Raw genomic sequence first — 14,058 nt, forward strand, 5'->3', positions numbered from 1 at the left:
ACCTAAAATCGCGGAAATAGCCACCCCATCCCCGCCGAATCCGGGAAGGAAGCGTTGTATGAACCTCACGAGCGCCAAGGCGTCTCCCTGGTGGACACCATCAGTGCATGCCGATCGTCGCCCGTTCCTCATCGGACGCAACGCGATCCAGTCAGCGCTGCGGGGTTATTTTGCCCGTGAGGACTTCATCGAGGTCGATACTGCGACGCTGCAGGTGTCTCCCGGTAATGAGGCGCATCTGCATGCCTTTGCAACGCTGGCGCTGACGACGGACGGACAGGCTGCGCCCTTTTACCTACACACATCGCCGGAATTTGCCTGCAAGAAGCTTCTTGCCGCCGGTGAAGAACGCATTGGCTGCTTTGCGCATGTTTACCGCAACCGCGAGCGCGGGCCGCTGCACCATCCTGAGTTCACCATGCTCGAGTGGTATCGGGCGGGTGAAAGCTATGAGAGCCTGATGATGGATTGCGTGCGCATGCTGGCGCTCGCTGCCGAGACGGTCAAGACCGGGATGCTTGCCTATCGCGGGACCGAGTGCGATCCCTTCGCCGGGCCGGAGCGTATCAGCGTCGCAGAAGCGTTCGCCCGCCATGCCGGCATCGATCTTCTGGCTTCTATATCTGCTGACGGCTCGACTGATCGCGCGCATCTTGCCGCCGAAATGCGGCGGATCGGCATGCGCGTTGCCGATGATGATCATTGGGCCGATCTTTTCAGCCGGGTACTGGTGGAAAAGGTTGAGCCGCATCTCGGCTTCGGCCGCGTCACCATTCTCGACGAATATCCTGTTTCGGAAGCGGCTCTCGCGCGACCTTCGGCAGGCGATCCGCGCGTGGCGGAGCGCTTCGAGCTCTATGCTTGCGGCGTCGAGCTTGCCAACGGCTTCGGCGAACTGACCAATGCCGCAGAACAGCGGCGGCGTTTCGAGATCGAGATGAGCGAGAAGATGCGCGTCTATGGTGAGACCTATCCGCTCGACGAGGATTTTCTGGCTGCGCTGGCGATCATGCCGGAAGCGAGCGGCATCGCGCTCGGCTTCGACCGGCTTGTGATGCTGGCGACGGGAGCGTCGCGGATCGATCAGGTGCTCTGGGCGCCTGTTGCGGAGTATGGTCGATGAACGTCTTGCGGCCGATCAAGAGTGTCGACGATCTCGTCAGATCAGGCCTGATCGAGGAGGCTGAGCGACTGGCGCTCGATGAGGTTGCTGCCCGCTATGCCATTGCGCTGACGCCTGCCATGGCAAGGTTGATCGATCATGCCGATCCGGCCGACCCGATTGCCCGGCAGTTTGTGCCCGATGCGGCGGAACTGGTGACCACGCCGGAGGAACGGGCCGATCCTATCGGCGACCATGCGCATAGCCCAGTGGAAGGCATCGTGCATCGCTATCCGGACCGCGTGCTGTTGAAAGCCGTGCATGTCTGCCCGGTCTATTGCCGCTTCTGCTTCCGGCGCGAGATGGTGGGGCCGCAGGGGCTTGGCACTCTCGAGCCGGCGGCGTTGGCTGCCGCCTTCGACTATATTCGCGGCCACAGCGAGATCTGGGAGGTGATCCTGACCGGTGGCGATCCGCTGGTGCTTTCACCACGTCGTCTCGGCGACATTCTAAGCGAGCTTGCGGCAATCCGGCATGTAAAAATCGTGCGTTTCCACACGCGGGTGCCGGTTGTCGATCCGCAGAATATCAATGGGGAACTTATCGCCGCACTGAAGGCGAGCGGCAAGACAGTTTATGTCGCGCTGCACGCCAACCATCCGCGCGAGCTGACTGCGGAAGCGCGCGCCGCCTGTGCCCGTCTTGTGGATGCCGGCATCGTCATGGTCAGCCAGTCGGTGCTTCTGAAAGGCGTCAACGATGATCCCGATGTTCTGGCGGAACTGATGCGAGCCTTCGTCGAGGCGCGGGTGAAGCCCTATTACCTGCACCATCCGGATCTTGCGCCCGGCACCAGTCATTTCCGGCTGTCGATAGAGGAGGGGCAGAAAATCGTCTCCTCGCTTCGCGGTCGTATCTCCGGTCTTTGCCAGCCCACCTATATTCTCGATATTCCCGGCGGTTACGGCAAGGCCGTGATCGGCGAAACCGCCGTGCAGGCAACCGGCGAGGGTTGTTATTCGATTTCGGACTATCGTGGCAACGAGCATCCCTATCCGCCCGTAGATTGACGCACGAAACGCGCTCTTGGCGTACCATTTCTGCACTTCGCACGGCTTGGGCGACTTGCCGCCGGATTTCTCGGGCTATATCAAACTATTGATAGAAATGAAGTATTAGGCCCCAGCTAAGCATGATCCGTAAAATGCAAAGTATGAGTCTTAGTCATATTTAACTAATTATATTAGCGGAATGTTCTGTTTTCTCTACTAAAAGCACTCCCATGAAAAGGCGATGAATGCCGGCTCAGGATCATGAAAATCTGGAGTGAATGGGATGAACAAGACAGTCCGCGACCTCGTAGCCAAGTTCGGTAAGCTTCCTGTGCCCGTTGATCAGGTTGCCGACGATGCGGATCTCTACGCTGCGGGCCTGACGTCCTTCGCTTCCGTGCAACTCATGCTCGGCATCGAAGAGGCCTTCGACATCGAGTTTCCCGATAATCTCCTGAACCGCAAGTCCTTCGCGAGCATCTCGGCGATCGTCAAGACGGTTGATCTCATCCAGGATAGCCGAAAGGTCGCCTGATGAATTTTCCGGTCAAGATCACGGAAGACAGCCTTGTCGCAAGGGCTGCCCGCGTCGCCGAAATTGCGGCAAGGCATGCGGATGCCGTCGATTTCGAAGGCCGGTTCCCGCAGGAAGCCGTCAACGCGATGAAGGCCGAGCGGCTGCTCGGTATCCAGATCCCCCGCCATCTTGGCGGCGAGGCTGCTTCCACGACCGATATTGCCGAATTGTGCTCGATGCTTGGTCAGGCCTGCGCGGCAAGCGCGATGGTCTTTGCCATGCACCATATCAAGCTTTCGAGTCTCGTCGAACACGGCGTCGACAGCGAATGGCATAGCGCCTTCATGCGCCGTATCGCCGCCGAACAGCTTCTGATCGCTTCCGCCACCACCGAAGGGGGGATCGGCGGAAATCTGCGCAACAGCATCTGCGCCATTGAAGTCGACGGCGATATCTGCAGCTTGCAAAAGGATGCGACGGTCATTTCCTATGGCTCGCATGCCGATGCCATTCTCATCACTTCACGCAGCCATCCGCAGGCCGCCTCTTCCGATCAGGTCCTGACCGCCTTCCTGAAAGATCAGTACACGCTCGAAAAGACGCATGCCTGGAACACGCTCGGCATGCGCGGGACCTGCTCCGACGGCTTCCTCTTCAAGGGTGAAGCACCGGCCGCACAGATCCTGCCGAAGCCATTCGCTGAGATTGCTGCCCAGTCGATGCTTGCCTCTTCGCACCTGCTCTGGAGCGGCGTGTGGTATGGCATCGCGGTTGACGCCGTTTCCCGCGCACAGGCTTTCGTGCGTGCCGCTGCCCGCAAGTCTCCCGATGCTACCCCGCCCGGCGCACTTCGCCTCGCTGAGGTTTCCAACCTCCTGCAGATGGTGAAGTCGAATGTGGTTGCCGGCCTCAAGGCCTATGAGGACGCCAAGGCTGACGGCGACAAGCTTTCCTCGATGGGCTTTGCCGTGGCGATGAACAACGTCAAGATCGCTTCCTCGGAAACGATCCTGGAGATCGTCAATCATGCCATGCTGATATGCGGCATCATGGGCTACAAGAATGGTACGCCCTTCAGCCTCGGACGCCATCTGCGCGATGCGCATTCCGCGCAGCTCATGATCTCGAACGACCGCATCCTCGGCAATACGTCGAGCATGCTCCTTGTCCATAAGCAGGACACTAGCCTACTGGGGTAAAGCCATGGATATGCAGACTTCGTTTCTGGACCGGCTCTTCGAGTCCGGCCTGCTGATCGATACCGGCGTTGACGGTCTTTATGGCCGCAGCGGCCAGTTCGAAGACGTCATCGCCGCTTTCGAACGGCTGATCGACAGGTTCGGTGGCGCCGATGGCGCCGAAGCGATGCGTTTCCCGCCCGGCATGAACCGTGCGCTCTTCGAAAAGAGCGGCTACATGAAGAGCTTCCCGCAGCTTGCCGGCACGGTGCACAGCTTCTGCGGCAGCGAACTCGACCATATGAGCCTGCTGCAATGCATGGAAGTCGGCGAGGATTGGACCAAGGATCAGAAGGCAACCGATATCGTTCTGACGCCGGCCGCCTGCTATCCGCTTTATCCGACAGTTGCCAAGCGCGGCAACCTGCCGGCCAAGGGTGGCCTCTTCGATCTCCAATCCTACTGCTTCCGCCATGAGCCTTCCAAGGATCCGGCCCGTCAGCAGCTTTTCCGCATGCGCGAATATGTGTGCATGGGCACCGAGCAGCATGTGACCGATTTCCGTCAGAGCTGGATGGACCGCGGCGTCGAAATGATGAAGCAGGTCGGTCTCGACGTGACGATCGATGTTGCCAACGACCCGTTCTTCGGCCGTGCCGGCAAGATGATGGTCAACAACCAGCGCGACCAGAACCTGAAGTTCGAGCTCTTGATCCCGATCACCTCGTCGGCAAACCCGACGGCCTGCATGAGCTTCAACTACCATCAGGACTCTTTCGGCGTGAAATGGGGCCTGAACCTCGAGGACGGCAGCGTGGCCCATACCGCCTGCGTCGGCTTCGGCCTCGAGCGAATCGCGCTCGCGCTCTTCCATCACCACGGCCTCGACGTTAAGGAATGGCCTGATAGCGTGCGGAAAGTCCTGTGGGGCTGAGCGGTTCCATGACCTCGGTTTTTGCGGGTATCGATCCCGATACCTACAAGCCGCATGCGCTGCATTCCGGCGAGCGCATGTGGCCGGAGACCAATTGCTATATCGATCTCTGGATCGAGGTGCTCTCGACTTTCGGCATCGCACCCGAAGCGATGCTCGGCTTTACGCTGACGCAGGATTTCGAGGGCGACCAGTTCACCTTCTTCAAGGTGCCGCTGGAAGATCTCGAAGCGCTCTATGGCATCCGCACCACCGAGCTTGCGATCTACGACCGCGTGGAGCGGCATGTCGAGGTGCAGATCGCCCGCGGGCGGCTCTGCCTGATCGAGATGGATTCCTTCTACATGCCGGATACGCGTGGCACCGCCTACAGGCAGGAGCACGGCAAGACCACGGTTGCGATCAACCGGCTGGACTTTGCCGCCAAGCGCGTCGACTATTTCCATAATGCCGGTTATTTCCGTATCGAGGGTGAGGATTTCGACGGGCTGTTCCAGTCGCATCTGACAGATGAGGATGCACCGTTCCTGCCCTATACGGAATTCGCCAAGTTCCCGGAACGGCCTGTCGGCGAAGTACATCTGCGCGAGGTTTCGCGGCGGCTTTTGGCTTTCCATTTCGGGCGCCGCCCGAGCGCCAATCCGATCCGCGCTTTTGCCGAGGTCTTTCCGCTACAGGTTGAGGGAGTAGCCGATCGGCCCTTCGGCTTCTTCCACAAATATGCCTTCAACACGCTACGGCAGGTGGGTGCGAATTTCGAACTCGCGGCCGATCATCTGGCTTGGCTTTCGGCCGGCGAGTTCGGCGTTGCGATCGAGGAAGCGCGCCATATCTCGGAAGCGGCGAAGTCTGTTCAGTTCCAGCTTGCGCGTGCTGTCACCCGCCGCAGGTTCGAGCCGTTGAAAGCGGCTCTTGATCCGGCTGCCGATGCATGGGATTCGATGATGGCATCGCTCGCGGAGCGGACCTGAAGCCGGAGATCTGACCATGCGGGGGCGGTTGGCAAGCATAGGGGCTGAGGAAAGCCTGCTTTCCGAAGGCTGGAATCTGGTTCTGACCGAGCCTGACGCTTGTGCGACGCCGCACGATATCCATCTGTCGGCGCAGTTCATTCCGGCACCCGTTCCAGGCACTGTCGCAGCAGCGCTGGAAAAAGCCGGGCTTTTCGATCGGGAAAATCCCCAGGCGCTCAACACCAGGGATGCCTGGTATCTGACCCGCCTCTTCGATGCGGAGCCGGGCGAGGCGCTCCTGCGTTTTCAGGGACTGGCAACGGTCTGCCATGTTTTTCTCAACGGCGTGGAGATCCTTTTCTCCGAGAGCATGTTCACCGCCCATGAGATACCGGTGACGCTCGCGGGCGGCGATGAACTGGCGCTCTGCTTCCGGGCGCTCGCCCACCGCCTTGGCGAACCCGGACTGCGAGCCCGCTGGCGCCCGCAGATGATCACGCCGCAAGGGCTGAAGAATATCCGCACGACGCTGCTCGGGCATATGCCCGGCTGGTGCCCGGAAATCCATGCGGTCGGGCCGTGGCGGCCGATCTCGCTCGTGCGTCGGAGCGTTGCCTCGGTCGACAATGTCACGGTGCGTGCCGTTTTGGAGGAAAGCGGGGCGGGACGGCTCAGCGTTTCTCTTCATGCCGATGGCGAAGAGCCCGTTATGCTTCTGCGCTGCGCCGGTATCGAGCAGGGTTTCGAGAAGATCGGCGACCGGCATTATTCGGCGATCCTCAAACTGCCTCAGGTTGAGGCCTGGTGGCCGCATACGCATGGCTCGCCGCATCTCTACGACGTGACGTTGGTTCTCGACGGCGCGGAGCATTCGCTCGGCAAGACAGGGTTCCGGCGTGTCGAGCTCGACCACGGTGACGATGGCAGCGATTTTGCGCTTCTCGTGAATGGCGAACGGGTTTTCTGCCGTGGCGCGGTCTGGACGACAGCCGACATAGCGCGGCTGCCGGGCGAGCGCGCCAGTTATGAGCCCTTTCTGCGGCTTGCTGCCGAGGCCGGCATGAACATGATCCGCATCGGCGGGACCATGGCCTATGAGACGCCGGAATTCTTCGCGCTCTGCGACGAACTTGGGCTGATGGTCTGGCAGGACTTCATGTTCGCCAATTTCGACTATCCGAAGAACGACAAGGCCTTTATCGGCCATGTGCATGCCGAGGTGGAGGAATTCCTGCACGGCATACAGCTTTCGCCGTCGCTCGCCGTGCTCTGCGGCGGCAGCGAAATCCACCAGCAGGCGGCGATGTTCGGCCTGCCCTCGGATTTCTGGAGCGGGCCGATCACCGACGAGATCATCCCGGCGATCTGCCAGCGCATGCGGCCTGACGTACCTTACGTCCCGAATTCGCCCTATGGCGGAGCGATGCCCTTTTCACCCAACGCGGGCGTCACGCACTATTATGGCGTTGGCGCCTATATGCGGCCGCTTGAGGATGCGCGCCGCGCCGAGGTACGCTTTGCGGCCGAAAGCCTCGCCTTCGCACATGTACCGCAGCAAAGGACCTTGCAGCGGCATCTCGACGTGCCCTCAGTTCACAGTCCGCTCTGGAAAGAGCGGGTGCCGCGCGACCGCGGTGCCTCCTGGGATTTCGAGGATGTCAGGGACTTTTATCTCGGACTTCTCTATGACGTCGACCCCGCCAAGCTCCGCCGTGAAGATCCCGAACGTTATCTCGACCTGTCGCGCGCCGTCACAGGTGAGGTGCTGGAGGAAACCTTTGCCGAATGGCGGCGCAAGGGATCGACCTGCAACGGTGCGCTTGTCTGGACCCTGCAGGATCTGTTGCCAGGTCCCGGCTGGGGCGTAATCGATTCCACTGGCGAGCCCAAACCTGTCTGGCATGCGATGCGCCGGGCCTTCCGTCCTGCGCAGGCAGTTTTTACGGACGAGGGGACGAATGGCCTCTATGTCCATGTCATTAACGAAACCGACAAGGTGGTGGCTCTCGAACTCGATGTCGCCTGCCTCCGTGAGGGGCGCCAGCAGGTCGCGAGCGGTAGCAGGGCCTTCAATCTCGATCCAAGAAGCGTGGAGCGGATTGCCTGCACCGATCTCTTCGGCGGCTTCTTCGATGCCACCTATGCCTTTCGTTTCGGTGCGCCATCGCATGACGTCAGCGTTGCGTGGCTGCGCTCGGCGATGGACGGCGCGCTTCTGGCGCAGGCTTTTCATTTCCCGCGTGGCCGGGCGAAAGCCTTCCACGACGCGACGATCGAGGCGTCCTTCCTGCGTGAGGGTGATGATTGGTTTATCACACTCGTGACCGACAGGCTTGCCCAGTCGGTGCATATCGATGTCGAAGGCTACCGGGCCGAAGAGGACTGGTTCCATCTGGCACCAGGCCCTGCCAAGCGAGTGAAGCTCATCGCTGCTGCGGGCATTGATCGCGATGCATTGCCGGCAGGCGAAATCAGGAGCGTCGGCGGCTTGCGCCGTTTCGCGCTTTAAGGACCAGGGAGCGGTCATGACGATCAGGGTGCAGGCAGAAGAGGCTTTGCGGGGCGTTTATCGAAGCGTGCGTGGGCATCTGCTGCAGCGGCTGATTGTCAAATCGCGGCTTGCCTTCAATCCGCGCCGACCGGTCGAGATCGTCGGTTATCTGTCGATGGCGGCGGGTGTGGGTGAATCCGCGCGGCTTTGTGCTGCCGCGCTCTCGCAGGCGGGTCGTGAGATCATGCTGGCCGATGTCAGTACGCATCCGGATGAAGGCAAGCTAGTCGAATGGGCGTCCGAGCAAATCTCCGATGGCCAGCCGGGAAGCCGCATATGGCATCTCAACCCTCCCATGCTGCCGCGCGCCATCCTGAAGAAAGGCCTCGGGAATTTTACCCGTGCCTTCAATATCGGTTATTGGGCCTGGGAGCTTGAAGTGGTGCCGGCGGAATGGCGCAATGCCATGCATTATATGAACGCCGTCTTCGTTCCCTCGGAATTCACCAGACGGGCAATCGCGCCGCATACTACTGCACCTGTCGTTGTCGTGCCGCACCCGGTGACCGAGCGGCCGGCAGCTGACGGTATCAGGCAGAAATTCGGAATTGCCGAGGATGCTTTCCTCGTATCGTTCATCTTCAGTGCCGGCTCGTCGATCAACCGCAAGAACCCGCAGGCGGCGATCAAAGCCTTCAGGCTCTTCAGCGCCGAATGCCCCAGCGCCTTCCTGCTCATGAAGGCGAGCGGCAACCCGGGAAGGGATGAGGCGCTTCGGACGCTCATGCGGTCCGTCGAGGGCGACCCGAAGATCAGGATCGTTACCGACAATCTGGCGAGTTCGGAGATCAACGGCATTATCCGCGATTCCAACGCCTATCTTTCGCTGCATCGCTCGGAGGGCTTCGGCCTGACGGTGGCTGAAGCGATCATGCATCGCACGCCCGTCGTATCGACCGGATGGTCGGGGACGACTGATTTTTGCGACCCCGACAATACCTGGCTGGTCGAGCCCTCACTCATCCCTGTTGTCGATGACCATCCGGAATTTGCCGATCTCAAGGCTGCCGTCTGGGCCGATCCTTCGCCAGGAACTGCAGCAATGCATCTGAGGAGCATCTACTCCGATCCCGACGCTGCGAAGCGGAAGGCGGAGGGCGCGCGAGACTATCTGGTGCGTCATCTCGCCGACCACAGTTACGACAAGGCGCTTTCACGGCTTTCTGCGATGCAGGCGAGTTAAGCTGAGGACACCACTCCCCTTTATTTTAACGGTTTCAATTTAGAGATGGTTTGTCTCGGCCGCGGTGCGGCTTCTAGCGGATGGACGGATGTCGAAGGGCATTATTGCAAATTCGGTGATGAATGCAGCGGCGGGCATGCTGCTTCTGGTAACGGGGTTCGCTTCCTCGATCATAACCGCGCGCCTGCTTGGCCCCGAGGCCAACGGTATCGTTGCCTTTTCGCTCTGGCTCGTCGTCACCGGCGCCTCGATTGCTGAGCTCGGCTCCAGCATCACGCTTCTGAAAACGCTGCCGCAGCTTTCAGCGCAGGGCTACAGCTTCCAACAGCGCAGGGGATTTGCCTCGATCCTGGTCACCTTCATGGTCTGCTCCACGTTGGTGCTGCTGGGGCTTTATGCCCTGTTCTTCCTGACATCGGAGGAAATGCACTGGGCCGATACCGCGCCGTCGGTGGCGCTGGTGACAGGCATCCTCTTCTTCATCCAGGCAATTGGCTCCTTCGTCAAATTCTACCTTATTGGAGAGAAGCGGCTCGGCACGTTCTTCCAGCTGACTCTGATCGTCTCGGTCTTCCAGCTTGTGGGCGTGGCGGTCGGCGCCGTTTTTTATGGGGTGCTGGGCGTGCTTGTCGGCTATGCGCTCGGCCAGCTCGTGCTTTTCGTCGCTACCTTGCCGATCCTCGTTACCCGTCGTGACCGCTGCGGCGTCTCGCTCAAATATCTGGCGTCGTCCTCGGTCATCCTGTCAATGCAGTTCATCATCGATTCGATCTTCCTCAACCGCATCGAACTGCTCTTCCTGCAGCAGTTCTGGTCGGTGGAAATGGTCGGCTTCTATGCTGCCGGCCTGTCGATCGCCAATATCGCGCTGCAGCTTCCCATCCAGATGAGCGGCAGCCTGCTCCCTTATTATTCGGAACGGCGGCATACCAGCGCCGACTCGAAGTTCCCGGTCGAGGCCTTTGCCGCTGTCATCCGCAGCATGGCCTATATTGTGCTGCCCATGAGCCTCGGGCTTGCTGCGATCTCCAGCGAACTGGTGCATGTGGTCTTCGGCGAAGCCTTCGACCGAAGCGGCGGAGTTGTTGCCCTGCTTGCGCTTGTCGCGCCTGCCTACACGCTAATGCAGGTTCTCAGCCTGTACCTGCTTTCAATCGACAAGGCCAATGTACGGTTGAAAATCAGTGTGATAGGTGGCCTCCTGATGGTAGTGGGTTGTTTACTCATCGTACCTAGTCTTGCCGCCGAGGGTGCCGCGCTTGTGCGCATAGCCGTATTTGTTGCGATGTCGGTAATGATGGTCAGACAAACGGGATTCGGAACTCAGCTTTCGGGCCTTTATCTCAGCCTTACGAAGATTACTCTCGCGGCGGTATTTTGCGCCTGCGGTGCCATTACTGCACTTGAGCTCGTCCAGGGTCCGATTGGTCTCGTCGCTGCGATCATCGCTGGCACATTTGCGTATTTTTCTGCGTTGAAAGTCCTCCGCGCCGTTCCGGCCGAAGATATCCAGGTGCTGCGCTCGATCCTCGCCAAGATGCCGGCGCTGCTGCAGGGACCGGCAAGGCGTGCCGTCAATTTTATCACCCCGCCGACCTCAGAAGGGGACGAGAAGAAGCCGGTCAACGAAGAATTCTCGCGCGAACCGGCAGAAGGCGCCGGTCGCGCCGCCGCCCTTCCGGTTGTCTTCGACGGGACGATCGGTCTCTTCATGCCGAAAAAGGCTGACGTCGCAAAACGTTCCGCTGCCGTTCTCTTCGTCAGCCCCTGGGGTTTCGAGGAAATGTGCACGCGAAAATTCTATCGTGTAGCGGCAGAGCATTTTTCCGACATCGGCGTGGCGAGCCTGCGTTTCGATTATACGGGCACCGGTGACGCACTCGATTTTGGAAATCAGACGCCGAGCCTGGAAATCTGGAAGAACTCCATCCGCGCAGCCGCTTCAAAGTTGAAGGCGCTCAGTGGCTGCTCGCAGATCATCCTTGTCGGTCAGGGCCTCGGCGGCACGCTCGCTCATTTGACCGGCCATTCGATCGAGGGTGTCGACAGCGTTGTGCTGCTTGCGCCTATTCTGAGCGGCAGGGGGCATCTGCGCGAAATCAATATGTGGTCGCGGATTATCCATGCCGACCTCGGTCTCGGCAAGGAGCATGCGCCGAGCGCCCAGGTGCAGATCGCCGGTCTGACCCTGCCGGACGCGATCGCTGCGGAAATCGGCAAGCTCAATATCAGTTCACCGCAGGATCTCGCAGCACCGAATTACCTGATCCTCGAGCGCCCGGTTCGGGTTGATGATACGGCCTTCGCCGACGCGCTGAAAGCGCTCGGCGGCAATGTCGAGCAACGCGTTTTCGAAGGTTATGACGAGCTGGTCACGAACCCGCTCTTTGCCAAGACGCCGATGGCAGTTATCGCGTTGCTCACTGAATGGCTTGTCGAGACAACCGCGCCTGCCACATCCGCGGATCACTCTCCGCAGGAGGTCGAAAACCAGCCGCTCGCGGGTGATGGTTTTGAGGAAATTCCGGTTCGTTTCGGAGCCTTCCAGCATCTGATCGGCGTCATCAGCCGGCCGCAGGGCGAGATCAAGGGCAATGCCGTGCTCTTCATGTCGACGGCCTATGACCGGCATGCCGGCTGGGGTCGTACGACTGTCGATATGGCGCGCGAGCTCGCTCGCCAGGGCGTCGTTTCGCTGCGCTTCGATTCCGCCAATGTCGGTGACAGCGTTCCGCGCCCGGATGCGCCGGAACAGGTCCTCTATTCGGCGACGCAAACGGAAGACGCGCTTGCTTCGCTGGATCTCTTGGAAAGCTATGTCGCAGGACCGATCATGGTCGCAGGTCGCTGCAGCGGCGGTTATGTTGCCCTGCGCGCGGGCATCGAGGATGAGCGTCTGAAGGCGATCGTTTCCATCAATCCCTTCGTCTACTACTGGGATCCCGAGATGCCGGTGCGGCGCGAGCATGTCGTCTCCGTTCCGCGTAGCGTCGACGACTACGGCCAGCGAATGATGCGGCTCGATACGGTCAGACGCCTGTTCCGCGGCGAGGTCGATGTCTTCGCGGCTCTGCAGAACATCTTCATCGCGGTCGGCCGCCGGCTTTCGCCGCGCATTGCGCCGCTCGTCGAACTTATTCCTGGCCGTCGTCATATCGCACGCCAAGTGCGTCAGTCCTTTACGGCGCTCGGCAAACGCAAGGTGCCGTTGACGCTGATCTACAGCGAAGGCGATGTTGGCCTCGACCACATGTATTTCCACTTTGGTCCGCGCGGTCACAAGTTTACCCGGCACCCGAATGTGCGGGTGGTGATGCTGCAGGATGCCGATCACAACCTGACGCCGCCGGAATCGCGCAAGCTGGTGCTCGACGAGATCGTCCGACTGGCGAAAGCCTGAGATTTTCCTGATTTTCTAGATTGTAATCTCGATCGACCGGTAGAGGTCGATATAGCGCTCGGCCACGGCGTCCCACGAATAGGCGTGGGCTGCCTGCATGAGGCTCTCCCGCAGGGCCGAACCCTCGGTGGCGACTTTCCGATAGGCGTCCTCGATCGCATCTGCCGCTGCATCCGGCTTCGTGAAGTCCGCAAGGGCGATCGCCTCATGTCGCCCGGCAAGCACGCGGTAGGCTTCGTTGGAATTCAGCACCGGCTGCAAGCCAGCGCTCATCGCTTCCAGTGCAACGAGGCCGAAGCCCTCGTATTCCGAAGCGGAAGCAAAAAGGGATGCCTTGGCGATCACATCGCGGATTGTTTGGTTATCCGGCGAAATCATTAGACTGACGGATTTTTCCAGCGATCTTACAGCAATTTCGCGCCTGACATCGGCGGCATCGAGATCGGATTCTGCGCCGAGAATATCCAGGTGCCAACCAGCATCGCGCTTGGCGAGTGCCGTCATTGCATCCAGCAGATGATCGAGCCGCTTGTTGACCGAGAAGCGGCCGAGGGTGACGATGCGTCGTTCAGGTCTCCGCGAAGCCGCGTCGGCAAATTTGCCGATATCGGCACCGTTTTCGATGGCGATGCCATCGGGGACGATCTGGATGAACTGGTTGAGATCGGAGGCGCTGCAGCAGACGACGCGGCGATAGGCCATCGCCGAAAGCCGGGTCAACGTCCGGAACCAGACTTTCTTGATCGCCAGAAACTTCTTCGTGTGGAAGAAGCCGCCGTGGGTCGTCACGATCATGGGCTTACGGTGCAGAAGCCGGCTCCAGGCGAGCGCATCGAAGAAAAAGTCGATCGCGTGGACATGGATGAGATCGGCATCGCCGATATGGCGGAAAACCTGCGGCGCAAGCGGATACCGGCTGCTGCCGGTCCAGGGGATACGCACAACCTCGATACCGTCGATGGTTTCGAGCGCGGGAAGCTTATCGTCGGGCGTGGTGAAGAGGGAATCGAGGGTGACAACACGGACGCGGTAGCCGCGTTTCAGCGTCTGGCGGGCAAGGTTAGCGACCACGTCCTCAAGGCCGCCGCGGTTGGGCAGGAACTGCCGCACGACATGTACGACGAGGGGCGCAGCTTTCGGCTGCGGCCTGTTTTCGACGGTCTCTATCATGGAGAGGGACATTTCCCA

The 14,058-nt window shown here is 60.2% G+C and carries 10 protein-coding genes; 9 read left to right on the plus strand and 1 reads right to left on the minus strand.

What is annotated here, in order from left to right; all coding sequences use genetic code 11:
• The first annotated feature begins 58 nt into the window (after nucleotides 1-58).
• The 9 genes from epmA (at nucleotide 59) to H4W29_RS10260 (ending at nucleotide 12,870) form a co-directional block, all read left to right on the plus strand.
• Nucleotides 59-1,123, plus strand: a complete 1,065-nt coding sequence (epmA, locus tag H4W29_RS10220) for an EF-P lysine aminoacylase EpmA (protein ID WP_192728818.1) — start codon at nucleotides 59-61, stop codon at nucleotides 1,121-1,123.
• Nucleotides 1,120-2,172, plus strand: a complete 1,053-nt coding sequence (locus H4W29_RS10225) for a lysine-2,3-aminomutase-like protein (protein WP_192728819.1) — start codon at nucleotides 1,120-1,122, stop codon at nucleotides 2,170-2,172. Before epmA ends, H4W29_RS10225 begins: the two co-directional genes overlap by 4 nt.
• A 265-nt stretch (nucleotides 2,173-2,437) precedes the next feature.
• A complete protein-coding gene (locus H4W29_RS10230) occupies nucleotides 2,438-2,689 on the plus strand; it encodes an acyl carrier protein (protein ID WP_112544818.1) in 252 nt (83 codons plus the stop codon).
• Entirely contained in the window at nucleotides 2,689-3,870 is a 1,182-nt protein-coding gene (locus H4W29_RS10235) for an acyl-CoA dehydrogenase family protein (protein ID WP_192728820.1), read from the plus strand. The genes H4W29_RS10230 and H4W29_RS10235 overlap by 1 nt, the downstream gene beginning before the upstream one ends.
• Before the next feature lie 4 nt (nucleotides 3,871-3,874).
• The gene (locus tag H4W29_RS10240; protein ID WP_183828900.1) at nucleotides 3,875-4,783 is read left to right on the plus strand and encodes an amino acid--[acyl-carrier-protein] ligase; all 909 of its coding nucleotides are present in this window, start codon (nucleotides 3,875-3,877) and stop codon (nucleotides 4,781-4,783) included.
• Between the two features lie 8 nt (nucleotides 4,784-4,791).
• Nucleotides 4,792-5,754 (plus strand): DUF1839 family protein, encoded by a 963-nt coding sequence (locus tag H4W29_RS10245; protein WP_210332164.1) that lies wholly within the window; start codon nucleotides 4,792-4,794, stop codon nucleotides 5,752-5,754.
• Nucleotides 5,755-5,770: 16 nt separating this feature from the next.
• Complete coding sequence (locus H4W29_RS10250; RefSeq protein WP_192728822.1) at nucleotides 5,771-8,245, plus strand: glycoside hydrolase family 2 protein; 2,475 nt, start codon at nucleotides 5,771-5,773, stop codon at nucleotides 8,243-8,245.
• 46 nt (nucleotides 8,246-8,291) lie between these two features.
• Nucleotides 8,292-9,470: a glycosyltransferase family 4 protein gene (locus tag H4W29_RS10255; protein WP_192730707.1), complete on the plus strand. Its 1,179-nt coding sequence runs from the start codon at nucleotides 8,292-8,294 to the stop codon at nucleotides 9,468-9,470.
• Between the two features lie 88 nt (nucleotides 9,471-9,558).
• Complete coding sequence (locus H4W29_RS10260; protein WP_192728823.1) at nucleotides 9,559-12,870, plus strand: oligosaccharide flippase family protein; 3,312 nt, start codon at nucleotides 9,559-9,561, stop codon at nucleotides 12,868-12,870.
• 15 nt (nucleotides 12,871-12,885) lie between these two features.
• Here the strand turns inward: H4W29_RS10260 and H4W29_RS10265 are convergent, their stop codons facing one another.
• Nucleotides 12,886-14,052, minus strand: a complete 1,167-nt coding sequence (locus tag H4W29_RS10265) for a glycosyltransferase family 4 protein (RefSeq protein WP_192728824.1) — start codon at nucleotides 14,050-14,052, stop codon at nucleotides 12,886-12,888.
• Nucleotides 14,053-14,058 lie beyond the last annotated feature (6 nt).

The sequence above is a fragment of the Rhizobium viscosum genome (assembly GCF_014873945.1).
In the GTDB taxonomy this organism is placed as follows: domain Bacteria; phylum Pseudomonadota; class Alphaproteobacteria; order Rhizobiales; family Rhizobiaceae; genus Rhizobium; species Rhizobium viscosum.